Raw genomic sequence first — 23,367 nt, 5'->3', positions numbered from 1 at the left:
GAGCTACTCCTCGGTAGATATACCAGGGGGTTGACGCCGGAGGCTGAACGTCTCGGGCACGGGGTCCCGTCCCGGTTCGGTCCACGGACCGCAACGCAGCAGTCTGCGAACGGCGAGATAACTGCCCCGCGCCGCGCCGTGCTTCGTCAGCGATTCGGCGGCGTACGCACTACAGCTCGGATAGAACCGGCACATCGGGGGCAGGAAGGGTGAGATCGCCTTGCGATAGAAGCGGATCGGGAGCAGCAGGATCCACGCAACCGGGGTAGGTCGCGGAGCCGCATGTGTCGTCTCGTGGTCGCCTGCACGGTCCGAGTGCTCGGCGACCGGCTGCTGCTCATTCACACCGTTCGTCCATTGCTGTCGCGGGAGGCCTCCGGTGCGGCGCTCGTCGCACCGGCAAGCTTCAACCGCCGCAAGGCCGCGTCGAGGTCCGAGCCCAACTCCGCACTGCTCGCCTTCGCAGCCGGCGGAAGCGCTCGTACGACCAACGCGCAACCGTCCGGCAGGGTTCCGAGTCGGTCCGCGACGAGGTGACGCAGACGCCGGCTGACCCGGTGCCGCACCACGGAATTGCCCACGGCCTTACTCACGACGAACCCTGCCTTCTTCCGCTCGCCGGACTCGGCGAGCGCGTGCAGCACAAGGCGGCGGCGCCCGGCTCGGACGCCGCCGCGCATGACGGCACGGAATTCCTCACTGCGCCGCAGGCGAGCGTCGGCGGGAAGCACGCGCGCTCGGACCCGGCCGCAGGCGAGGTCAGGCGGACAGCTTCTGACGGCCCTTGCGACGACGGGCGGCCACGATCGCGCGGCCGGCCCGCGTACGCATCCGCAGCCGGAATCCGTGGGTCCGCGCGCGTCGACGGTTGTTCGGCTGGAAGGTGCGCTTGCTCACGGCGTCATTCTCCTGGTCTGGCGACGTACAGGTCTGTGGTCGCCCCCGGACCTCGTGTGCACCACGGGCGCCGGCGCGATAGTCTCCGAACGGATGACCTCGTCGGCCGGGTGGCCGTGACGCCGCGGTGTCGGCGGCAGACCTTTCAAGGGTACGCACCCGGCCGCCCACCCCTGACACCGCCCCCTGCGGCAGGCCTGCTGCTCACGGATCCGGTTCGAATGGCGACACGCCGTCGACCATGGAATCCTTGCTCGAATGAACCGCTTGTGGCATGGACCAGCGCTTGTTAGCGTGCCTCTTCTCAACCCACGAAGATGAGGGGCAGGCGCGGCGTCGCCGATAAGTGGGAGACTGGGCGAGCGACACACGGACCCGCGAGTAGGAGGGCTCGTGGGGCAGCCGTACATTAATGCACAACCTGTGGACAACTTGTGGATGCTTCCTGCGCTCATGCCGCCGGAAGCCCCGTTCGACCTGCACCGCTGCCGTCTCGGACCGGCGATCGGCGAGCACGTGCTCACGAACGTCGACAGGGTGAAATGCGCAGGCCACGTGGATGAGGTCGAGGGGAGGGGAGCAGAGCAGGGTGTCTGAGCAACAGCTGAACCTGGGTTCCGTGTGGGAACAGGTCGTCAAAGAGCTGTCCGACGGCACGCTCTCGCCCCAGCAGCGCGCCTGGATGCGTGTGACCCGCCCCATCGGCCTGCTCGACGGCACCGCCCTGCTCGCCGCACCGAGCGACTTCGCCAAGGAAGCGATCGAGCGCGCGCTGCGCGAGCCGATCACCGCCGCGCTCTCGCGCAGGCTCGGCCGCGAAGTCTCACTCGCCGTCAAGGTCGACTCCGCCGAGAGCGCGCCCGCACCGAACGGGCCCACCTCCCCACCTCAGTACTCCTCGCCGGGTCAGCATTCCCCGGCGCCGCACTCACCGGCGGGCCGGATGGAGGGCACGCTCACCCCGGGGAGTGGCGACACCCCCGATGTGCCCCAGCACGCGGCCGGTACGGACGCGGCGACGTCTGCCACATCCCCGGCGTCCCCGCAGGGTTCCGGCGCCAACGGCCCGTCCGGGGCACCTCGCGTCCCGCCGACGTCGGCCGCCGAGGAGACGATGGTCATGCCGACCATCCCGCCGATCCGCGACGACACCCCGCCACCGCCCGGAGTCCCGTCGAGCGGCTCCGCTGCCGCGGGGAACGCCTCCCAGTCGGGTTCGGGCGCAACCGGATCGGGGTCGGCCGAGCAGTCGCCGCACCGGCACCAACCGGGGCAGTCGGCTGCGTCACAGGGCAGGCGGCCGACGCCCTACCCACAGCAGCCCGGCACCCCCCGGCATTCCGCACCTCAGCAGCCGGGGTCACAGCAGCCGGGATCGCAGGCCGGGCCGCAACAACCAGGGTCGCAGCAACCCGCTCCCCGGGCCGGCGGGCAGAACGGCGGCCCGGCGCACCCGCCGGGACAGCAACAGCACGCGTCCGGGCGGCAGTCCTCGGACGGAAACAATCCCGCGGGGCAGTCCGCCCAGTCGAACCCGCGCGGCCACGCCGGACAGACCCGGTCCACGGGCGAGACCCCGGCCGGGCCGGGCTCGCAGGCGACCGGCGGCTCCGCCGAGACTTCGCAGCACTCGGGAAGGCGTTCGCCATCCAGCGGCACGCAGCACTCCGGGAGCGGATCGGCCTCGGCGCAGTCGGCCGGTCAGTCGCGGCTCGAGGCGCTGGCCGATTCCGACGAAGAGGTCGACGAGGAAGGCGAGGCGTTGGCGGCCGCCAACGAGATATGGCCGTCGTTCACCGGGCAGCCGACCGCGGGCCAGCCGTACACCGCGCCTGCGCAGCCGCAGACGTCGAAGACGAAGCTGAACGAGAAGTACACGTTCGACACGTTCGTCATCGGTGCGTCCAACCGGTTCGCGCACGCGGCCGCGGTCGCCGTCGCCGAAGCGCCGTCCCGCGCCTACAACCCGCTGTTCATCTGGGGTGAGTCCGGCCTCGGCAAGACGCACCTGCTCCACGCCGTCGGGCACTACGCCCAGCGGCTGTTCCCCGGTATGCGCGTGCGGTACGTGTCGACCGAGGAATTCACCAACGACTTCATCAACTCGCTGCGGGACGACCGCAAGGTCGCGTTCCAGCGGCGCTACCGCGACATCGACATCCTGCTCGTCGACGACATCCAGTTCCTCGAAGGCAAGGAAGGTACTCAGGAGGAGTTCTTCCACACCTTCAACACGCTCCACAACGCGAACAAGCAGATCGTCGTCTCGTCCGACCGCCCTCCCAAGCGCCTCGAAACGCTGGAGGACCGGTTGCGGACGCGGTTCGAGTGGGGCCTGATCACCGACATTCAGCCGCCCGAGCTGGAGACGCGGATCGCGATCCTCCGGAAGAAGGCGGCCCAGGACCGGCTCGACGTGCCCGGTGATGTGCTCGAGTTCATCGCCGCGCGCATCGAGGCGAACATCCGCGAACTCGAAGGTGCGCTCATTCGTGTCACTGCGTTCGCCTCGTTGAACCAGCAACCGGTGGATGTCGGCCTGGCCGAGATCGTGCTGCGCGATCTCATCCCGGACTCGCAGGCGCCGGAGATCAGCGCCTCCACGATCATGGGTGTCACGGCCGAGTTCTTCGACGTGACGGTCGACGACCTGTGCGGGCCCGGCAAGACGAAGGCGCTCGCCACGGCGCGGCAGATCGCCATGTATCTGTGCCGCGAGCTGACGGACATGTCCCTGCCTCGCATCGGGCAGACCTTCGGCGGCCGCGACCACACGACGGTCATGCACGCCGACAAGAAGATCCGCAAGGAGATGGCCGAACGGCGCCGCATCTACGACCAGGTGCAGGAACTCACCTCCCGCATCAAGCAGCGCGCGCGCCAGTAACCACGCGCCGGCCCCGCCCGCCGACGTAGGCCCCGCCCTGTCGTGTTGCGGATTCCAGGGCTCGTGTTGCGCCCTCCGGGGACCGTGTTGCGTTTCCCGGGGACCGTGTTGCGGGTTACCAATGGCGGTGTTGCGGGTTCCGGATCGACCGACACCTCCACCGACGCGCTCGGCCTGTGCAGTCACCGCGTGTTCTGCGCCCAGCACCGCGTGTTCTGCGCCCAGCACCGCGTGTTCTGCATCCGGCACGGCGGCATCGGCCATCCGCCTACCCGCTGACCGGCACTCGACGAGCTGACGTGCGCCTGCCGTGTGCGCTACACCCGGCACCCGGCAGACGGAGCACCCACCTGCACGGCCGCCGGACACGTCGCCCGCGTCACCGGATCCGAATGCCGACCACGTCCGCACCCCGGGCCCCGCCTCGCACCCTGCCTCGGAGCCGGCGGTCGAGAGGCGGTCGAGAGGCGGTCGAGAGGCAGCGGGCGGGAGGCGGGCCGACGCGTTGGATCGCCGTCCGGTGAGGGCCGGTCGGGCTGCGGTCGCCGCACGATCCAGGTGCCCGACCGGCTGTGTGCGGCGTTCGTCCGGAGGGGCCCGGATGGGGATGCGGCGCCGTTCACGGCGCCGTTCCGAGTCGGGCCGGTGGTCTGATCCGGCTCCGAGGCAGGGTGCGAGGCCGGCTCGGCCGACCGGAACCGCTCCCGACAGACCTCGAACCAACGCCCGGAACCCTCCGGAACCGACCGCGAACCGGCCCTCGAACCGGCCGCGAACCCGCCGGGAGGCCGCCGGGAGGCCGTCTCGAGGCCCGTTCGGCCGATCCGTCCACTGTGCACAGGCGACCTTCGTCGGTTTCCGCTTCATAACGCGAAAACCGTTCGCTCCCGATCTCCGGCCGGGTTATCCACCGGACGTCCACAGCATCCACAGGGTTGTCCGCATCCTGTTCGCAGGATGTCCACCGACGCGCTGACCGCAACGCCGCAGTACAACCGGCTCCGTCTCGCCGTACTTGTGCACGAACGAGCAGGGAAAACATCCCCACTGTGTGGAAATCCTTGTGTGCCAAGAAATCCGTCACCCCGACGGGCGATCTGTCTCACGTCGGCCGCGCACAGGTCTTGGGCACAACCGTCCCCACAACTGGGGATAACCATGGGGACAACTGTGGGCCACCTGAGGACGGTTCAAACCACCCACATCGACCCCTGATTGGTCCACCGGTTGCCGCACCCTGTCCTCCACACGCCGCCACGCCTGCCGACCAGGGCGAACGAGCCGCGTCCACACAACTCACAACGCTTACTACTGCGGCTGGACAAAAGATCTCTCTTAGAAGAACAAAAGAAAAAGAGAAGGGCGCCTGAAGATGGGGACGAACCCGCTCGGAAGCCCCTGGCCCGATATGACCCGCGGCGGTCCCAGGCTCTACCGTGGAGACCCACACATCCGGTCCGCTCGAGCAGCGGCTGTCTCCATGTCGGTCGGGTCCGGTCCGCATCCGGTCCGACGGCGCAGATGCATCGACATGTCGACAAGCTGTAGGTTGGCGGACCCGCTACAGCCACGGTCCGGGCTCGTCTCGAACCACGAGAGGAGTCGGCAGGTGGTCGTTTGTCGTCTTTCGAGCTACGGCGGCTCGGGCCGTCGAAAGGATGGGCGCCATGAAGATCCGCGTCGAGCGTGATGGCCTCGCTGACGCCGTTGCCTGGGTGGCACGCAGCCTCCCGTCCCGGCCGCCGGTTCCGGTGCTGGGCGGAGTGCTGCTGGACGCCGGTGGTGACGGCGGTTCCGATGCGCTGACGGTGTCCGGTTTCGACTACGAGGTGTCGGCGACGGTCGGGGTCCCCGCGACGATCGCCGACGGCGGGCGCACGCTGGTGTCCGGTCGATTGCTCGCCGACATCACCAAGGCGCTGCCCGCTCAGCCGGTGGAGATCGCCGTCGACGGGGCACGTGCCTCGATCACCTGCGGTAGCGCGCGGTTCTCCCTGCCGACGATGCCGGTCGAGGACTATCCCCAGCTGCCCGCCCAGCCGGATCTGGCCGGCGAGGTCGCGGGTGAGGCGTTCGCGCAGGCGGTGGCCCAGGTCGCCGTCGCTGCCGGGAAGGACGACACGCTGCCGATGCTCACCGGCATGCGCGTCGAGATCTCCGGCGAGAACCTCACCCTCGTCGCCACGGACCGGTTCCGGCTGGCGATGAAGGAGTTCAACTGGTCGCCCGCCCAGGAACTGAGTGACGCCTCCGTGCTCGTGCCGGCCCGCACGCTTGCCGACGCGGCGAAGTCGCTGGGTACGAGCGGGTCGACGGTTCAGGTCGGGCTCGCCAGCGGCGACGGCCTGCTCGGCCTGACCGGTTCCGGCAAGTACACGACGACGCGGTTGCTCGACGCCGAGTTCCCGCCGTACCGCCAGCTGCTGCCGAGCGAGCACAGCTGCCGCGCCGTCATCGACGTGTCGACGCTCACCGAGGCGATCAAGCGGGTGTCGCTGGTGGCCGAGCGAGGGACGCAGGTACGGCTCGAGTTCGGTGACGGCTCGCTGCGGCTGTCGGCGGGTGGCGACGACGAGGGGAGCGCCGAGGAGGAGCTGCCCGTCGACTTCGAGGGCGAGCCGGTGGCTATCGCGTTCAACCCGGGCTATCTCGCCGACGGTCTCGCCGCGTTGCACGCCGACCGTGCTGAGCTGACGTTCACCACGCCGAACCGGCCCGCGCTGATCAAGCCGGCTGACGAGAACGGCGACGTGGTACCCGGCTATCTGTACTTGCTCATGCCTGTGCGCCTGCCCGGCTGAACCCGCCCAGCAGACGCAGCAGCAAGCACACGCAACTACCAAGGGAAAGCATTTCGATGGTGCAGCTCGGACTGGTCGGCCTCGGAAAGATGGGTTTCAACATGCGCGAGCGGCTGCGCGCCGCCGGGCACGAGGTGGTCGGATTCGACCAGAACCCGGACGTCAGCGACGTCTCGTCGCTCGCGGACCTGGCCAAGACGCTCGACGCGCCGCGCATCGTGTGGGTGATGGTGCCCGCGGGCGAGCCGACCAGGGCGACGGTCGCGGAGCTCGCCGGTCTGCTCTCGAGTGGCGACCTCATCATCGACGGCGGCAACTCGCGGTTCACCGACGACAGTCACAACGCTGCGGTGCTCGCCGAGCAGGGTGTGAAGTACGTCGACGTCGGGGTGTCCGGCGGCGTGTGGGGCAAGGACAACGGCTACGGCCTCATGGCGGGCGGTGACGCCGAGGACATCGAGCGTGCGATGCCGATCTTCGATGCGTTGCGCCCGGAGGGGCCGCGGGAGGAGGGCTTCGCCCACGCGGGCGGTGTCGGTGCCGGTCACTACGCGAAGATGGTGCACAACGGCATCGAGTACGGCCTGATGCAGGCCTACGCCGAGGGCTTCGAGCTGCTCGAAGCCTCCGACGTCGTCGACAACGTGCCCGGTGTGATCAAGGCGTGGCAGCGCGGCACGGTCGTCCGGTCGTGGCTGCTGGACCTGCTGATCCGTGCGCTCGAGGAGGATCCGGACCTGGGCGAGCTCGAAGGCTACGTCGAGGACTCGGGCGAGGGCCGGTGGACGCTCGAGGAGGCGATCAACAACTCGGTGCCCGCGCCGGTCATCTCGGCGGCGCTGTTCGCGCGGTTCGCCTCACGCCAGGAGGACTCGTCGGCGATGCGTGCCGTGGCCGCGCTGCGAAATCAGTTCGGCGGGCACAGTGTCAAAAAGGCCGGCGAGTGACGAAGGCAGCCGGATAACGACGTGTACATCCGTCACCTGCAGGTGACCGATTTCCGCTCGTGGGATCACGTCGATGTGCCGCTCGAGCCGGGCCCGTCCGTGCTGGTCGGGCAGAACGGACGAGGGAAGACGAATCTCCTCGAGGCGATCGGTTACGTCGCCACGCTCTCCTCGCACCGGGTCGCGACCGACGCGCCCCTGGTGCGGCAGGGATGTGAACGCGCACTGGTGCGGACCGCGGTCGTGAACGAGGACCGGGAGCTGACGGTCGAGCTGGAGATCGCGGCGGGCCGTGCCAATCGGGCGCGCGTGAACCGGGGTGCGGTCGGCAGACCGCGGGATGTGCTGGGGATCCTGCGCACGGTGCTGTTCTCACCCGAGGACCTCGCGCTGGTGCGGGGGGACCCGGGTGAGCGCCGCAAGTTCCTCGACGAGCTGCTGGTGCAGCGCGCGCCGCGCTACGCGGGGGTGCGATCCGACTACGACAAGGTGCTCAAGCAGCGCAACGCCCTGTTGAAGTCGGCGGGAAAGAAGCGCGGTGACGATCCGTACGCGGCGTCGACGCTGGACGTGTGGGACGACCACCTGTCGAAGGCCGGGGCGCAACTGCTGGCGGCGAGGCTGAATCTCGTGGCGGATCTGGCACCGCACACCGCGGAGGCCTACGCGGGAGTGGCACCGGATTCGCGGCCCGCGCACATCGCCTACCGGTCGAGCCTGGGCGAGGCGTTGCCGGAGGGGTACGGCGAGCCGAGCGGGGAGCGGGCCGATCCGGAGCGGCTGGCCGAGGTGCTGCGGGTGGCGCTCGGCGAGTCGCGGGCGGCGGAGCTGGAACGTGGGGTAAGCCTGGTCGGACCGCACCGCGACGAGCTGGACCTGGTGCTCGGTGACACTCCGGCGAAGGGGTACGCGAGCCACGGCGAGTCGTGGTCGTTCGCGCTGGCGTTGCGGCTCGGTTCGTACGAGCTGTTGCGCGGTGAGGCAGGGGGTGAGCCGGTGCTGATGCTCGATGACGTGTTCGCCGAGTTGGACAAGCGGCGGCGGGCGCGGTTGGCGGAGGTCGCGCTGAGTGCCGAGCAGGTGCTCGTGACGGCCGCTGTGGATGAAGACGTGCCGACCGAGCTGACCGGCATCCGCTATGCGGTCGCGGAGGGTGAGGTAACACGTGACTGACAGCACCCGCAATACGGGAAACCGGCGACGCGGCGTGACCGACAGCACAGCTAAACGTCGCCAAACTGGGGATAAGTCTGTGGACAGTGTGGATAACACCCTGGATTTGTTATCGCAGTGGGTAACCGCAGACCGTGATCAGCAGGTCAATACTCCCCGCGAGGGGGGATACCAGGACGAAAGGTCCGATCGAGCGACGGAGCGTGACCGTACCGCACCGACCGGAGCAGTCTCCGACGCGGGGGCGCCTACCGCATCTGGGGACAAGCCGCACGCCGACGGCCGCGGTGGCGCTCCGTCCACAGGTCGTGCACACTCCGCAGCCGCCGACGTGGACCGGGCAGGTGCCCCGAAACCACCGGAGACCGCGGAAAGTGGACGCGACCTGGCGCACTCGGTCCTGAAGGCCGCCCAGGACCGCGCGAAGACGCGGGGTCACGAACCGGGCAGGCGTAAGCCGGGCGCACCGGGCAAGCAGGGTCAGACGGCGCAGAACCCCCGCAGGCGCCGGTGGTCGGGTGCGGGCGCCGACGAGCGCGACCCGCAGAGCCTCGGCCGGATCGCGGCGCGCATGGCGACGCAGTTCGGCTGGAGCGACCGCCTGGCCGGGGGACACGTCTTCGGCCGGTGGGCCACCCTCGTGGGTGAAGACGTGGCGGAACACGCCCAGCCGGTGAGCCTGACCGACGGAGAACTGGTGGTCAGGGCGTCGTCGACGGCGTGGGCCACACAGCTGCGGTTGCTGCAGCGGCAGCTCCTCGCGAAGATCGCCTCCGGGGTGGGACACGGCGTCGTCAAACGCATGAAGATCCAGGGCCCTGCCGCTCCGAGCTGGCGGAAGGGGCCACGTCATGTGTCCGGCAGGGGGCCGCGTGACACGTACGGCTGACCCCCACCGAAGAGCGGGCGCCCGATTTCTCCGAGACGCGGCGGCGCTGATCGGGTCAGCCCCGGGACCCGATCAGGGTCGAGATCGTCGCTCTCTGGCGAAATCAGACGTGTCCTTGATGCATGTGAGCGAGACTGGCCAAGTAAACTAGGACCGGTGGGCCGGATCGGCGCGCGGAAACCCCGTGTGAGCGCGTGCGAGACGGTGAGCCGAGAAGGTGCCCGCGCCCCAGAATTCCCCGCGCGCGTGCGCGTGTGGCGATGGTGAGGAGAAGTCAGGCCGGTGGCAGAGAACGAGAACGAATACGGTGCGTCCTCCATCACGGTCCTCGAGGGTCTCGAGGCCGTCCGTAAACGCCCCGGCATGTACATCGGGTCCACCGGTGAGCGCGGCCTGCACCACCTGATCCAGGAGGTCGTGGACAACTCCGTCGACGAGGCGATGGCGGGGTACGCGAGCAAGGTCGAGGTCACGCTCATGGCCGACGGCGGCGTCCGCGTCGTCGACGACGGCCGCGGTATCCCGGTCGAACTGCACCCGAAGGAGCAGCGCCCGACCGTCGAGGTCGTGCTGACGGTGCTGCACGCGGGCGGCAAGTTCGACAGCGACTCGTACGCGGTATCCGGTGGTCTGCACGGCGTCGGCGTGTCCGTCGTCAACGCGTTGTCCACCGCGCTCGACGTCGAGATCCACCGCAACGGGCGCAAGTGGACGCAGCACTACAAGTACTCCGAGCCCGGTGAGCTCGTCGACGCCGGTCCGTCCGACGCCTCCGGCACCACCGTCACGTTCTGGGCCGACCCGGGGATCTTCGAGACCACCGACTACAACGCCGAGACGGTCGCGCGCCGGTTGCAGGAGATGGCCTTCCTCAACAAGGGCCTGACGATCGTCCTGCGCGACGAGCGGGTGCCGGACGAGAACGGTGAGGACGCCGCGGGGGAAGCGGCCCGCATCAAGGAGCGCACCTACCACTACCCGGGCGGGCTCGAGGACTTCGTCAGGCACATCAACAACACGAAGGACCCGATCCACCCGACGATCGTCAGCTTCGAGACCGCCGGTGACGGCCTCGAGGTCGAGGTCGCGATGCAGTGGAACAACGGGTTCACGCCCTCGGTCTACACGTTCGCCAACACAATCAACACGCACGAGGGCGGTACCCACGAGGAGGGCTTCCGCGCGGCGCTGACCCGCGTGGTGAACGCCTACGCGCGCGACAAGAAGCTGCTCAAGGAGAAGGACGCCAACCTCACCGGCGACGACGTCCGCGAGGGTCTGACGGCGATCATCTCGATCAAGGTGGGCGAGCCGCAGTTCGAGGGCCAGACCAAGACCAAGCTGGGCAACAGCGAGGCGAAGACGTTCGTGCAGACCAACGCGAACGAGTGGCTGTCGGACTGGTTCGAGCGGAACCCGACCGAGGCCAAGACCATCATCAACAAGGCCATTTCGAGTGCGCAGGCCCGCGACGCCGCGCGTAAGGCCCGTGACCTGGTGCGCCGCAAGGGCGCGATGGACATCGGCGGACTGCCGGGCAAGCTCAAGGACTGCCGCTCGACCGACCCCGAGCAGTGCGAGCTCTACATCGTGGAGGGTGACTCCGCCGGCGGTTCGGCCAAGGAGGGCCGGGACTCGATGTTCCAGGCGATCCTGCCGATCCGAGGCAAGATCATCAACGTCGAGAAGGCCCGCATCGACCGCGTGCTGAAGAACGCGGAGGTGCAGTCACTGATCACCGCGCTCGGCACCGGCATCCACGACGAGTTCGACATCTCGAAGCTGCGGTATCACAAGATCGTGCTGATGGCCGACGCCGACGTCGACGGCCAGCACATCCGCACGCTGCTGCTGACGCTGCTGTTCCGGTTCATGCGCCCGCTGATCGAGCACGGCTACGTCTACCTGGCGCAGCCGCCGCTCTACAAGATCAAGTGGCCGCGTGCCACCGCGGAGTACGCCTACTCCGACCGCGAGCGGGACGGCCTGCTCGAAGCGGGCGCCGCGGCCGGCAAGAAGTTGCCGAAGGAAGACGGTATCCAGCGGTACAAGGGTCTCGGCGAGATGAACTCGGACGAGCTGTGGGAGACCACGATGGACCCGACGAACCGGGTGCTGTTGCAGGTCAGCCTCGACGACGCTGCTACGGCCGACGAGCTGTTCTCCGTCCTGATGGGCGAGGACGTCGACGCCCGCCGTTCGTTCATCACCCGTAACGCCAAGGCCGCCGGAATGCTCGACATCTGATCCGCCGAGTCCGCAGCGGACCCCCGTCCACTTGCGAGCCATCCGGATCAGGCGTGAAAGGAACAACCAGCCGTGACTGAAACTCTGCCCCCCGACGGCCAGCACGGTCGTGTCGAGCCGGTCGATCTCCAGCAGGAGATGCAGAACTCGTACATCAATTACGCGATGAGCGTGATCGTGTCGCGAGCGCTGCCGGACGTGCGCGACGGGCTCAAGCCGGTGCATCGCCGGGTGCTGTACTCGATGTACGACTCGGGTTTCCGGCCCGACCGCGGGTACAACAAGTGCTCCCGCGTCGTCGGCGACGTGATGGGCAATTACCACCCGCACGGCGACTCGGCGATCTACGACGCTCTCGTGCGCCTGGCGCAGTCGTGGTCGATGCGCTACCCGCTCATCGACGGCCAGGGCAACTTCGGCTCTCCGGGCAACGACCCGGCCGCCGCCATGCGGTACACCGAGTCCCGCCTCGACCCGCTCGCGATGGAGATGTTGCGGGAGATCGACGAGGAGACCGTCGATTTCTCCGATAACTACGACGGGCGGACGCGCGAGCCGGACGTGCTGCCCAGCCGGATCCCGAACCTGCTGGTCAACGGCGGTTCGGGCATCGCGGTGGGCATGGCGACGAACATCCCGCCGCACAACCTCCGCGAGGTCGCCGACGGCGTCATCTGGGCGCTCGACAACCCGGAGGCGGGCGAGGAGGAAACGCTCGCCGCGATGATGCAGCGCATCAAGGGGCCGGACTTCCCGACGCGCGGCCTGATCCTCGGCACGCAGGGCATCTCCGAGGCTTACCGCACGGGCCGCGGCTCGGTGCGCATGCGCGCGGTCGTCGAGGTGGAAGAGGACAACAAGGGCCGCGCGACGCTGGTCGTCACCGAGCTGCCGTACCAGGTCAACCCGGACAACCTCGTCGAGAACATCGCGACGCTGGTGCGCGACGGCAAGCTCACCGGCATCGCCGACATCGCCGACGAGACCAACTCCCGCAGCGGTATGCGCATCGTCGTCACGCTCAAGCGCGATGCGGTCGCCAAGGTGGTGCTGAACAACCTCTACAAGCACACCCAGCTGCAGTACAACTTCGGCGTCAACATGCTGGCCCTGGTCGACGGCGTGCCGCGCACGCTGCGGCTCGACCAGATGATCCGGCACTACACGAACCACCAGCTCGACGTCATCGTCCGGCGCACCAGGTACCGCCTGCGCAAGGCCGAGGAACGCGCCCACATCCTGCGCGGTCTGGTCAAGGCGCTGGACCAGCTGGACGCGGTGATCGCGCTGATCCGGCGCTCGCCCACGGTCGACGAGGCGCGCACCGGTCTCATCGAGCTGCTCGACATCGACGAGATCCAGGCCACCGCGATCCTCGACATGCAGCTGCGCCGCCTGGCCGCACTGGAACGTCAGAAGATCATCGACGAGTTGACCGAGATCGAGGCGAAGATCGCCGATCTCGAGGACATCCTCGCCAAGCCCGAGCGGCAGCGGCAGATCGTCAGGGACGAGCTCACCGAGATCGTCGAGAAGTGGGGCGACGAGCGCCGCACGAAGATCATTCCTTACGACGGCGACGTGTCCATCGAGGACCTGATCGCCGAAGAGGACGTCGTCGTCACCATCACCCGCACCGGGTACGCCAAACGCACCAAGACGGACTCGTACCGTTCGCAGAAGCGCGGCGGCAAGGGCGTGCAGGGCGCGACGCTCAAACAGGACGACATCGTCCAGCACTTCTTCGTGTGCTCCACGCACCATTGGCTGCTGTTCTTCACCAACAAGGGCCGCGTGTACCGCACGAAGGCCTACGATCTGCCCGAGGCTGGCCGCAACGCCCGCGGCCAGCACGTGGCGAACCTGCTGGCGTTCCAGCCGGACGAGGAGATCGCGGGCGTCATCCACATCCCGGACTACGAGGCGGCCGACTACCTGGTCCTGGCCACGCGGAACGGTCTGGTCAAGAAGTCCAAGCTGACCGACTTCGACTCGGCGCGCTCGGGTGGGCTGATCGCGGTCAACCTGCGTGAGGGTGACGAGCTCGTCGGCGCGGTGCTCGCCTCGGCCGACGACGACCTGCTGCTCGTGTCCGCGGAAGGCCAGTCCATCCGCTTCCACGCCACGGACGAGACGTTGCGCCCGATGGGCCGCGCCACGTCGGGTGTGCTGGGTATGCGGTTCAACGAGGGTGACGAGCTGCTCAAGATCAGCGTGGTCAAGCAGGACACGTTCCTGCTGGTCGCGACCGACGGCGGGTACGCCAAGCGCACCGACATCGAGGACTATCCGGTGCAGGGCCGCGGCGGCAAGGGTGTGCTCACCATTCAGCAGGACCGCAAGCGTGGCAGGCTGGTGGGGGCACTCGTGGTCGAGTCGGACGACGAGCTGTACGCCATCACCTCCAGTGGCGGGGTCATCCGGACGCGTGCCGACGACGTGCGCAAGGCCGGCAGGCAGACGAAGGGTGTTCGCCTGATGAACCTCGACGAGGGAACGACCCTGCTGGCCGTCGCGCGCAATGCCGACAAGCCTTTGGACGTCCCCGACGAGGGGGCCGCCGAGGATGCGGACGGCGCGGCTGATGGTGCTGTTACATCGGATGCGGCAGCCTCGACGGAAGGGGAGACCGACTCCGCCCCTGCCGACATCGAAGAGGCTGCGGACGCCGATGACGCGGCCTCGGAGGGCGGAGCCGCCCAGGACGAGCAAGAGTAAACGGTAGGCACGAGACGCAAGCGCGGACGAGGGACTGACCGGTAGTGACACCACCCGACAACACCGAACAGCGCGGCGCCGACGCGGGTACCGACGACGAGGTCGCACCGCCGTGGCAGCGGGTCGCGAAGGATGTCGACGCCGTGTCGGAATCCGACGGTGACGGCTTCGGCCAGCGCTGGTCGTCGGGCGAACTGCCCGCCGACGAGGCCTCATACCAGTCGGCGTCGTACCAATCGACCGCGTACCAGTCGGCCGACCAGCAGCCGACGGAGCAGTATGCCGCGGCTTCCGCGGGAGCCGACTACTCGGGCAGCGACGCCGACACGCAGGTGGTGAGCGGTACCGCCGCGGGCAGACTGTTCGGCGGCCGTGGGCCCGAGGCCGGTGACGACCAGCTCGCCTCCCCCGAGGGGGTCGGCGCCGCGTCGGGCTCCGGTGGAGGGTCGAAGCGGTCGACGCCGGTCAGTGCACTGCGCAGGCCGGGCCGAGGGCCGCGTCGCGCGAGCCTCCAGGTCAAGCGGTTCGACCCGTGGTCGGTGCTCAAGCTGTCGCTCGTGCTGGGTGTGGCGCTGTTCTTCATCTGGCTCGTCGCGGTCGGTGTGCTGTACACCGTGCTCGAAGGCATGGGTGTGTGGGACCAGATCAACGGCACCTACACCTCGCTCGTGCAGGGAGAGGCCACCGAGGGTGTGGGCGACCCGTTCATCACGGCGCCGAGGGTGTTCGGCATCGCCGCCATCGTCGGTGCCGTCAACATCGTGCTGATCTCGGCTCTGACCACGGTCAGCGCGTTCATCTACAACGTGTCCGCCGACCTCGCCGGTGGCCTCGAGGTGACGCTCTCCGAGCGGGAGTGACGAGCGGCGCGATGGCGTGTGACGGGCCATGACGGGCGGAGCGATGAGTCGGACGACGGCGAAGCGACCCCGCGTCAACCCCGTAGTGGCGGTGAGGTAGAGTTTTCATCGCTGCACGGGCCCATAGCTCAGGCGGTTAGAGCGCATCGCTGATAACGATGAGGTCGGAGGTTCAAGTCCTCCTGGGCCCACCGCACGTCAAAGGCCCCTTTCCTAACCGGGAGAGGGGGCGTTGGTAGTAGCAATGAGTGTTGAGGCGCCTCCTGCTCCACGCGGGAGGCGCCTTCGTCTTCTATACCCCCACGCGCGTGTCCTGCACTCAGCACCGCGTGTCCTGCATTCGTGCACGCGTGTTCTGCACCCGGGACGCGACGTTGAGGGTTCGCGGGCCCGTGTTGTCGATTCCGGGGACCGTGTTGCGGGTTCGCGGGCCGGCTCAGGCGCGGCCGCGCAGCGTGGTGTCGAGTGTGCGGAGGAGCTCCCCCGGACGGCTACCGCCCGCGGGGGCGACCGGGTAGCGGCGGAGCACGTCGATCACGGCAGGTGTGGCCAACCGGCGCGCTCGTTCGAGTTGCTCGACCGCGACATCCGCGTCCCCACCGGCTTCCAGTTCGCACGCCCGCGCCGCGTGAGCGGCCGCGCCCAGGATGTGCCTGACCTGCGTCGCCTTCGGCAGCGGGTGCAGATACGCCGCGCTCGCGGCCGTATGCGCCGACCGGGCGGCCTCGCTCGCGGCGGTCAGGCCGGCGTCGCGGGTCTCCTGATACGCCCGCCATGCCGCCCACGCCGCGTCGCGGATCGCTTTCGACCGCCGCCCACCCTCCGCGAACGTCCTGGTGACGTCGAGTGCATCCCGTGCGCGCGGATCCTGCGGACGCACTCGTTCGAAGAGCGCCACCGCGGGCTCCGCACACCCGACGGCGAACGCCGCGACGGCGCGGATCTCGTCCAGCGTCACCTCGATCGACACGCGTCCATCATGCCGTGACGGCCGGCCGTCAGAACGGTTTGCGGGTCCACGCGTGGGGAAACGGTCCGATGGTCATGATGCCGTCGTGCTCGCGCAGATCCGCCTTGAGTCGTTCGCCGAGCGTCTCCGGTTGCACTTCCTCCCGGGTCGCGACGCCGAATTTCTCCATGAGCGGAAGCGTGCCGCACACGATGTCGGCCCACGTGTACTCCGGTAGCTCGCTCGCGCCGCGCAGTCGCCAGCTGATCCCGATCTCCGGATCGGGAAGTCCGGCGGCGCGGAACGTCGCGAACAGGTCGTAGCCCATCCGTGGGTTGACGCCGGCCAACCGCATCGTCTCCTGCAGCCAGTCGTACGCCTGCTGCCACAGCGGGGTCATGGGATGCGCCCACGTGTTGGTGAGATCGGCCTCCTGCAGGCACACGAGCCCGCCGGGGCGAACCCGCGCGTACGCCTGCCGCAGTGCTTCGACCGGGTCGGCCACGTACATGTAGATCAGCCGGCCGACCACGGCGTCGAAATCGCCGTCGATCCCCTCCAAGGTCTGTGCGTCGCCGGTGCGGAACTCGACGTTGGCGTAGCCACGTCGCCGGGCGTCGGCCTGTGCCCGTTCGGCGGTCGCCGGGTCGCGGTCGATGCCCGACACCGATCCGGTCGGTCCGACGCGGTCGGCGGCGAGGTAGGCGACATCGCCGGCTCCGCTGCCCAGGTCGAGTACGCGCCAACCGGGTCCGAGCCCGATGTGATCGAGAAGTTCGGTCGTCATCGCGTTGAGCAGGCCGCTCTGAGCCCGTAGCCGCTCGTCCTCGGCTTCGTCACGTTCGAACAAGTACTTCGGTGTGGTCGTCATGGCCCAGGTGTAAGGCGGAGGGAGTACTCGGCCAATGTCTTTGCGCGACAGGGAAAACACCCGCGCCCCCGCGAGGGTGCGGTGATTCGGTTACGCACGCGGCCTGATGTGGAGACCCGGGTCCATAAATCAACTGTCCACAGGAGACGTCCACATGGGGACAGACAGGCCCACCGTGGAAACCGAGTTGAGGCGGACCGAGGCGCGTGTGATCCTCGGTAAGTGAGGGATCCGTACCCACTGAGGGGCCGGGCTGCCGTCGTCACGGGCGTGAGTAGACGCGGCGGCATCGGCTACGCCATCGCATGCAGGCTCGCGTCGTACGGTGCGAACGTGTTCCTGCACCATTTCGTGCCACACGACAGCGAACAGGACTGGGGCGCGGACGACCTCGACGCGGTCCTGGCCGGAGTGAGGGAACAGTCTGCGGGCGGGCGGATCGCCGATCTTCACGCCGACCTCGCCGAACCGGATGCGCCACAACGGGTCTTCGACGCGGCGACCGGCACATTCGGCCACGTCGACATACTCGTTGCCAATCACGCGATGAGCGGCCACGACGGACCGCTGGGTGAGCTGACGGCCGATGAGCTCGACCGCCATTGGGCCGTCGACGCGCGTTCGACGATCCTGTTGTTGCAGGCGTTCGCGAACGCTCACGACGGTAGGCCCGGCGGCGCGGCGGTGCTGATGACGTCCGGACAGGCGCTCGGTCCGTTGCCCGGCGAGATCGCCTACGGTTCGGCCAAGGCCGCCCTGCACGGCATGACGACGACATTCGCCGATCAGCTCGCCGACCGTGGAATCCGCGTCAACACGGTGAATCCCGGTCCGGTCGACACCGGATACCTGACCCACGACATATGGCGGACGGTCGAGCCGATGTTCCCGTTCGGACGGTACGGCGAACCCGACGACCCGGCTCGGCTCGTCGGGTGGCTCGTCACGGATGAGGCCGTGTGGATCACGGGACAGGTCGTCAATAGCGAGGGTGGATTCGGCCGGTGGCGACCGAGGGGCGCCTCCACTTGACGGCATGCGCCGGGACGGCCGATCGCTGTACGGCGGGAACTCAACTGCCGGCGAGGTACTGCACCAGGTGCGGATGTTCCGTGGCTAGCCGTTCCAGCCGAGTCGCACCGGTGTCGGAGTGCCGCCGCAGGAACTCGGCCGTGGTGGCATCGGCGGGGAAGAACGACTCCATCGACAGTCCCGCGACCGTGGTGTCGAGCGGGGTGCCGAACGTCGTGACGGTGCTGATCAGTTGCAGTTCGAGGTCGGCAACGAGGAGCCGCACCGGCAGGAACACCCTGTCGTCGGTGGCCGGTGCGCCACCACTGGACCTTCCGTTGTGCGGATCCCCGCCGTACGCGGTCTCCCCGTTCGAATCGCCGCCGTTTCGTTCACCGGCGTGTGGTGGGTCGCCGTAGGACACCAGTTCCGTGTAGAGCTCGGCCAGCCGTGGATCGCCGCTGAGCGTTGCCTGCCTGTCGACCTTGTGCAGCAACGAGGTCCGCAGCTGGGGGAGGTTGCTCAGCCGTGGTGCGAGACCGTTCGGGTGCAGCGTCAACCGCAGGACGTTGAGCGGTGCGGTGAGCAGCTCCGGTGCCACGTCCTCGAGCAGCAGTGTGCTGCCGGAGTTGGCGGCCACGATGTTCCAGCAGTCGTCCACGGCAAGAGCGGGGTGGGGCTCGTGAGCTGTCAGCACGGTGTCGATCGCCCGGCGCACGGGTTCCATCGCGCCGTCGCCGAGCCGGTGTTCACCGAAAGCGGGCGCGTACCCGGCGGCCAGCAACAGTTCGTTGCGGGCGCGTAGCGGCACGTCGAGGTGCTCGGCGAACTGCAACAGCAACCCGCGGCTGGCGCCGGAGCGGCCGGTCTCCACGAAGCTGATGTGCCGCGCGGACACCCCGAGCTGTGTCGACAGCTCGAGCTGGCTGAGCCTTCTGCGGGTACGCCATTCGCGGAGCAGCGGGCCGACGGTCATACGCCGACCGTAGACCGCTCCGGTGCGCGGGGCGATTACCGAACGGGTAATCGACGCGCCCACGTGGCGGTGCCACCGTCGGTCGGCATGAGCGCATCGACACACATCGCATCGAAATGCGTCACCCCGGGTCAGGCCTCGTGGCTCGACACCGCATTCCGGATCGCCGCGGTGGGACGGCTGGCCTGGGGAGCGCTATCGCTGGTGACGCCGAGGGCGAACACGCGTCTCGCCGGCGTGGACGAGTCCGCGACGCCGGAACTGACCTATCTGATCAGGGTCTTCGGCTCGCGTGCGCTCGCGTTGGGCTGGGGCTACCTGCTCTCCGACGGCTCGGCGCGACGCCGGTGGCGCCGCCTGGGGCTGCTGGTGGACGTGTGCGACACGGCCGACGGCCTCGCCCACGTCGTCCGCGGCGACGTGCGCAGGGGTGCCGCCATCGGGCTGACAACCGCCACGGGTGCCTACGCGGCGCTGGGTGTCGTGGGAGTGCTGGCCGATCTGAGGGCCGCCGAGTCGGAAGGATCCGTCGATGACCGATGAGTTCGCCGCCCACCGCCACCAGGTCGGGGGCATCAGCTACGTCGACGTGGGAGAGGGGCCGGTGACGCTGTTCGTCCACGGCGTGTTCACCAACGGGCGCCTGTGGCGGAATGTGGTGCAGCGGCTGCGCGGTCACCGGCGGTGCATCGTGGTGGACCTGCCCGGCCACGGGTGCACGCCGCCGTTGGGGGAGGCGTCGCTGTGGGGGCTGGCCGACGCCGTGGGCACCGTGCTCACCGAACTGGACCTGTGGGACGTGCATCTCGTCGGCAACGACACCGGCGGCGGGGTGTGCCAGATCGTGATGGCGCGCCACGAGTCCCGCTTCGCGTCGTGGGTGCTGACCAATTGCGACACCGAGGGCAACACGCCGCCGCGCGCGTTCGCACCGGTGGTGTGGGCGTCGCGGCTCGGGCTGTTCCGGGTGACCGGTCCCGTCGTGCGGTGGCCCGCGCTGGCGAAACAGATCCTCAGGGTGGGTTATCGCCGTCCCGCGGAGCTGCCGGACGACGTGGTGGTGGACTACCTGGCGCCGCGATCCTCGGCAGCCGTGACTCGGTGCGGTTCATGGAGCGGCTGTTGATGTCGCTGGCGCCGACCGAGCTCGGCCGCATCCGCCCCGAACTGGAGGCGTGCAACGTGCCGACCTTGTTGGTGTGGGGCACCGCCGACGTGTTCTTCCATCTCGAGTGGGCGCACTGGTTGCAGCGCCTCGTCCCCGGGGTGACGGATGTCGTCGAGATACCCGGCGGGCGCCTGTTCTTCCCCGACGAGTTCGCCGACGACTTCGTCGACGCGGCTGAGCGGCACTGGAAAACGGTGTGAGCGGCCGCTGAAACAGTCAGGTGAATTCCCGCGAACCGGCCGTGGTGGCCGCTGCCGCACCGTTACGCTGCTGCCGGCGTTGTCGAGCGTGGTGCGAACCGTGGAGGCGGCAGTGGCGGTCGAGTCGGGTGACAGGGCCGATCCGGTCGGCGGGATTCCCGCGGAAGGTTCCCCCGTCGAGGTCGCAGGTTGGTGGCGGGACCTGTCGGCAGAGGAACGGGAATCGGTGATCGCCGCCGAGCCGGCCACGGTCGGTGCGCTCGACGGGGTTCCGACCGTCGACCGCGACCGTGCCAACCGGTTGCTGTTCGACGTCGAGTACGCCGACATCACGGCGCAGCAGCAGGACGATCCCGACGAGGACCGCGGCGCCGTCATCCGCGCCATGGACGCGATCAAGCGCTACATCGACAGCGACGCGACCCGCGCGCGGCCGCGGGCGTTCCTCGTCGGGTTCTCCCGCGAGGGCCGGGGCCGCGCGATCATCGCCACCGGAGATCCGGACACGGCCGACAACGTGGTGACGAACGTGCAGGGCACCGGAACCAGCCTGAAGACCGTCCGGTCCGAGATCGACAAGTCGGATGCGATCGTCGACCGGCTCGGCCAGTTGTCCCGCCGCACCAACACATCCACGATCACCTGGCTCGGCTACGACGCGCCGCAGGACCTCCTGGAGTCGGCGAGCAAGGACCGTGCCGTGGTCGGCGGGGAGTCGTTGCGGTCCTTTCAGGACGGTCTGCGTGCGACCCGGGACGGCGAGCGTTCCTACAACTCGGTCATCGGCTACAGCTACGGTTCGACGGTGATCGGGCACGCCGCTTCCGAAGCGTTGCTCGACGTCGATGCGGTGGTGTTCGTCGGCAGTCCCGGTGTCGGTGTGGACCACGTGTCGGAGCTGCAACTGCCGGAGGACTGCCGCGTGTTCGCCACGACGGCCCAGAACGACGTCATCCGCCTGACACCCGACTTCGCCCACGGGCCGCAGCCCATCGACGAGGACTTCGGCGCGACGGTGTTCGATTCCGATCCCGGTGCCGACGGCGAATGGTTCACCGTGGGGCTGTCCACCGAGGCGCATTCGCAGTACTGGAACACCGATTCCGACTCGCTGCGCAACTTCGCGGCGATCATCCTGGGCAGGGGACCGTTGTGAGGCGAACCGGCACCTCGCGCCAGGGGAAGGGGCACAGGCCATGCGGACGTTGACCCACGACGAGGCGCGTGCGCGAGCGCAGGAACACATCGAACGCGCCGTCGCCGCGCTGCCCGTGCAGCCCACGCTGACGGTGCAGCGCGACGACGCGCTCGAATGCGATGACCCGAAGGATCGCGGGCCGCGCGGCCGCTACGAGGTCGGCAAGACGTACTGGCTCGACGACCTTCCCGGCGACCGCAACGCTGAGATCGTCGACGTGCTCGTCGAGCACTGGACGTCCCACGACTTCCGGGTGCTCGCCGATCACCGCGCCGCCGACGACCGGTTCGTGTCGGTGCAGCACACCGGCGATGCGTTCCGGATGTCCGTCACCCAGAGCATCGAGGGCGACCTGTCACTCGGCGCGTCGTCGCCCTGCATCTGGCTCGACGGCGGCACCGACGACTGACCGTCACCACCGGAATGCCCCCAAGGGCACTTTGGTTGCGTTGAATGCGACCAAAGTGCCCTTGGGGGCGGAACAGCACTCGGCCTAGCGGGTGATGGTTCCCGCCACGGTGCGGTTGGTGACGTTGATGCGGTTCCACGCGTTGATCGCGGCGATGGCCATGATCAGCGTGCTGAGGTGGGTGTCGTCGTAGTGCTTGCGGGCGGCCTGCCACACGTCGTCGGGAACACCGTGCGGGTTGTCGGCGAGCCGGGTCGCGGCTTCGGCCAGTTCGAGCGCCGCACGTTCGGCTTCGGTGAAGTAGGGCATCTCGCGGAACGCGGCGACCCCGTTGACGCGTTCGGTGCTTTCGCCGTCGGCTGCGGCGTCGCGGGCGTGCATGTCGACGCAGTAGCCGCAGCCGTTGATCTGGCTCACGCGCAGTTTCAGCAGGTGCAGCAAACCCTGGGGAACGTCACTGCCCGCGAGGAATGACTCCATCGCGTACATGGCCTTGAAACCGCCTGCGGCGGCGGACTGCAGACCGTCGAGTCGTCCCTGCATCGTTGTCTCCTTTTCTGGATGTTGAATATCCGGAATTCGTGGACGAGTGAGCGCACGCCCACGCCGTGGCGGTTGTCAGCGGGTGTCGTCGAACCAGCGGCGCACCTTGTCGGGCACGCCGGGGTTCGTGTGCTCGACGGTCGTCATGACGTCGGCGACCGTCTGCCCGGCGAGTTCGCGCCGCCAGGCGAGTTCGGCCTTGCGCATCGCGGCGTCGATCGCGCAGGGCTTGCGGTAGGCATCGGCGTCGCCGCCGCCCGAGCCGCCTCGTTGGCGAATCTCGGTGCAGCGGAACGCCGGTTCGTCACCGTCGATGGCGACGACGACGTCCATCAGCGTGACCTTCTCGGGCGGCCTGGCGAGGCGGAATCCTCCGCGCGGGCCCGACACGGAGGTCAGGATGTCCGCGCGGGCCAGGGCCTGCAGCTGTTTGTTGAGATACGCCGCGGGTAGCTCGTAGAACGCCGCGAGCCGGGCCGCGGGCACGGCTCGCTCACCCAGCCACGCCAGGTTCAGGCAGCTGTGGACCGCCCACTCGACTCCCTCGTTCATCCGCACAACCTGGATATTAGATGTCCTGGATTGAGATGCGCAAGTGATGGAGGGTCGACTGGCTGGTGCCT

The 23,367-nt window shown here is 68.7% G+C and carries 23 protein-coding genes and 1 tRNA gene; 16 read left to right on the top strand and 8 right to left on the bottom strand.

What is annotated here, in order from left to right:
- Nucleotides 1-3: 3 nt before the first annotated feature.
- From yidD to rpmH, 3 genes are read right to left on the bottom strand one after another with little or no spacing between them, the layout of a single operon-like run.
- On the bottom strand, nt 4-345 hold the full coding sequence (gene yidD / locus FB384_RS08150) for a membrane protein insertion efficiency factor YidD (protein WP_183780995.1): 342 nt from the start codon (nt 343-345) through the stop codon (nt 4-6).
- Nucleotides 342-731 carry a ribonuclease P protein component gene (gene rnpA, locus FB384_RS08145; protein ID WP_183780992.1) on the bottom strand — a complete coding sequence of 130 codons (390 nt, stop codon included), beginning with the start codon at nt 729-731 and terminating at the stop codon, nt 342-344. Before rnpA ends, yidD begins: the two co-directional genes overlap by 4 nt.
- Nucleotides 732-759: 28 nt before the next feature.
- Complete coding sequence (gene rpmH / locus FB384_RS08140; RefSeq protein WP_183647447.1) at nt 760-897, bottom strand: 50S ribosomal protein L34; 138 nt, start codon at nt 895-897, stop codon at nt 760-762.
- A gap of 423 nt (nt 898-1,320) precedes the next feature.
- On the opposite strand from rpmH, the gene FB384_RS08135 reads away from it, so the two are divergent.
- The 10 genes from FB384_RS08135 to FB384_RS08090 all read left to right on the top strand — a co-directional run bounded on the left by FB384_RS08135 (nt 1,321) and on the right by FB384_RS08090 (nt 15,610).
- Complete coding sequence (locus FB384_RS08135) at nt 1,321-1,494, top strand: hypothetical protein (RefSeq protein WP_183785755.1); 174 nt, start codon at nt 1,321-1,323, stop codon at nt 1,492-1,494.
- Nucleotides 1,487-3,784 carry a chromosomal replication initiator protein DnaA gene (gene dnaA / locus FB384_RS26785; protein ID WP_323985164.1) on the top strand — a complete coding sequence of 766 codons (2,298 nt, stop codon included), beginning with the start codon at nt 1,487-1,489 and terminating at the stop codon, nt 3,782-3,784. Before FB384_RS08135 ends, dnaA begins: the two co-directional genes overlap by 8 nt.
- 1,667 nt (nt 3,785-5,451) lie before the next feature.
- Nucleotides 5,452-6,585, top strand: coding sequence for a DNA polymerase III subunit beta (dnaN, locus tag FB384_RS08125; RefSeq protein WP_183780986.1), 1,134 nt, complete (start codon nt 5,452-5,454; stop codon nt 6,583-6,585).
- Nucleotides 6,582-7,532 (top strand): phosphogluconate dehydrogenase (NAD(+)-dependent, decarboxylating), encoded by a 951-nt coding sequence (gnd, locus tag FB384_RS08120; RefSeq protein ID WP_228726266.1) that lies wholly within the window; start codon nt 6,582-6,584, stop codon nt 7,530-7,532. Before dnaN ends, gnd begins: the two co-directional genes overlap by 4 nt.
- A gap of 21 nt (nt 7,533-7,553) precedes the next feature.
- Complete coding sequence (gene recF, locus FB384_RS08115; RefSeq protein WP_183780982.1) at nt 7,554-8,705, top strand: DNA replication/repair protein RecF; 1,152 nt, start codon at nt 7,554-7,556, stop codon at nt 8,703-8,705.
- 331 nt (nt 8,706-9,036) lie between these two features.
- On the top strand, nt 9,037-9,594 hold the full coding sequence (locus tag FB384_RS08110; RefSeq protein ID WP_258936370.1) for a DciA family protein: 558 nt from the start codon (nt 9,037-9,039) through the stop codon (nt 9,592-9,594).
- 282 nt (nt 9,595-9,876) lie between these two features.
- On the top strand, nt 9,877-11,841 hold the full coding sequence (gene gyrB / locus FB384_RS08105) for a DNA topoisomerase (ATP-hydrolyzing) subunit B (RefSeq protein ID WP_183780980.1): 1,965 nt from the start codon (nt 9,877-9,879) through the stop codon (nt 11,839-11,841).
- Between the two features lie 72 nt (nt 11,842-11,913).
- Nucleotides 11,914-14,559, top strand: coding sequence for a DNA gyrase subunit A (gene gyrA, locus FB384_RS08100; RefSeq protein ID WP_183780978.1), 2,646 nt, complete (start codon nt 11,914-11,916; stop codon nt 14,557-14,559).
- 44 nt (nt 14,560-14,603) lie between these two features.
- Nucleotides 14,604-15,419: a DUF3566 domain-containing protein gene (locus FB384_RS08095; RefSeq protein WP_183780976.1), complete on the top strand. Its 816-nt coding sequence runs from the start codon at nt 14,604-14,606 to the stop codon at nt 15,417-15,419.
- Between the two features lie 117 nt (nt 15,420-15,536).
- Nucleotides 15,537-15,610 (top strand) — tRNA-Ile (locus FB384_RS08090).
- A gap of 245 nt (nt 15,611-15,855) precedes the next feature.
- On the opposite strand, the gene FB384_RS08085 is transcribed toward FB384_RS08090, so the two are convergent.
- Nucleotides 15,856-16,389, bottom strand: coding sequence for a putative immunity protein (locus FB384_RS08085; RefSeq protein ID WP_183780974.1), 534 nt, complete (start codon nt 16,387-16,389; stop codon nt 15,856-15,858).
- Between the two features lie 28 nt (nt 16,390-16,417).
- Nucleotides 16,418-17,239 (bottom strand): class I SAM-dependent methyltransferase, encoded by an 822-nt coding sequence (locus tag FB384_RS08080; protein ID WP_183780972.1) that lies wholly within the window; start codon nt 17,237-17,239, stop codon nt 16,418-16,420.
- Nucleotides 17,240-17,461: 222 nt separating this feature from the next.
- Between FB384_RS08080 and FB384_RS08075 the strand changes: the two genes are divergently transcribed.
- The gene (locus FB384_RS08075) at nt 17,462-18,271 is read left to right on the top strand and encodes an SDR family oxidoreductase (protein WP_183780969.1); all 810 of its coding nucleotides are present in this window, start codon (nt 17,462-17,464) and stop codon (nt 18,269-18,271) included.
- 40 nt (nt 18,272-18,311) lie between these two features.
- Here the strand turns inward: FB384_RS08075 and FB384_RS08070 are convergent, their stop codons facing one another.
- Nucleotides 18,312-19,226, bottom strand: a complete 915-nt coding sequence (locus FB384_RS08070; protein ID WP_183780966.1) for a helix-turn-helix domain-containing protein — start codon at nt 19,224-19,226, stop codon at nt 18,312-18,314.
- 87 nt (nt 19,227-19,313) lie between these two features.
- Here FB384_RS08070 and FB384_RS08065 point away from each other — a divergent pair, with 87 nt between their 5' ends.
- From FB384_RS08065 to FB384_RS08045, 5 genes are all read left to right on the top strand, one after another.
- The gene (locus FB384_RS08065; protein ID WP_183780963.1) at nt 19,314-19,769 is read left to right on the top strand and encodes a hypothetical protein; all 456 of its coding nucleotides are present in this window, start codon (nt 19,314-19,316) and stop codon (nt 19,767-19,769) included.
- Nucleotides 19,759-20,352 carry an alpha/beta fold hydrolase gene (locus FB384_RS08060; RefSeq protein WP_183780960.1) on the top strand — a complete coding sequence of 198 codons (594 nt, stop codon included), beginning with the start codon at nt 19,759-19,761 and terminating at the stop codon, nt 20,350-20,352. The genes FB384_RS08065 and FB384_RS08060 overlap by 11 nt, the downstream gene beginning before the upstream one ends.
- Entirely contained in the window at nt 20,337-20,594 is a 258-nt protein-coding gene (locus tag FB384_RS08055) for an alpha/beta fold hydrolase (RefSeq protein WP_183780956.1), read from the top strand. The genes FB384_RS08060 and FB384_RS08055 overlap by 16 nt, the downstream gene beginning before the upstream one ends.
- A 100-nt stretch (nt 20,595-20,694) precedes the next feature.
- Entirely contained in the window at nt 20,695-21,750 is a 1,056-nt protein-coding gene (locus FB384_RS08050; protein WP_183780953.1) for an alpha/beta hydrolase, read from the top strand.
- Nucleotides 21,751-21,790: 40 nt separating this feature from the next.
- Nucleotides 21,791-22,201, top strand: coding sequence for a hypothetical protein (locus tag FB384_RS08045; RefSeq protein ID WP_183780950.1), 411 nt, complete (start codon nt 21,791-21,793; stop codon nt 22,199-22,201).
- Between the two features lie 84 nt (nt 22,202-22,285).
- Here FB384_RS08045 and FB384_RS08040 read toward each other — a convergent pair whose 3' ends face one another.
- Both FB384_RS08040 and FB384_RS08035 read right to left on the bottom strand, forming a co-directional pair.
- Nucleotides 22,286-22,744, bottom strand: coding sequence for a carboxymuconolactone decarboxylase family protein (locus FB384_RS08040; protein ID WP_183780947.1), 459 nt, complete (start codon nt 22,742-22,744; stop codon nt 22,286-22,288).
- Between the two features lie 75 nt (nt 22,745-22,819).
- Nucleotides 22,820-23,296: an RrF2 family transcriptional regulator gene (locus tag FB384_RS08035; RefSeq protein WP_183780944.1), complete on the bottom strand. Its 477-nt coding sequence runs from the start codon at nt 23,294-23,296 to the stop codon at nt 22,820-22,822.
- Between the last annotated feature and the right edge of the window lie 71 nt (nt 23,297-23,367).

The organism is Prauserella sediminis, from assembly GCF_014195435.1.
Taxonomy (GTDB): domain Bacteria; phylum Actinomycetota; class Actinomycetes; order Mycobacteriales; family Pseudonocardiaceae; genus Prauserella; species Prauserella salsuginis.
This window is presented reverse-complemented; position numbering and strand designations above follow the sequence as displayed.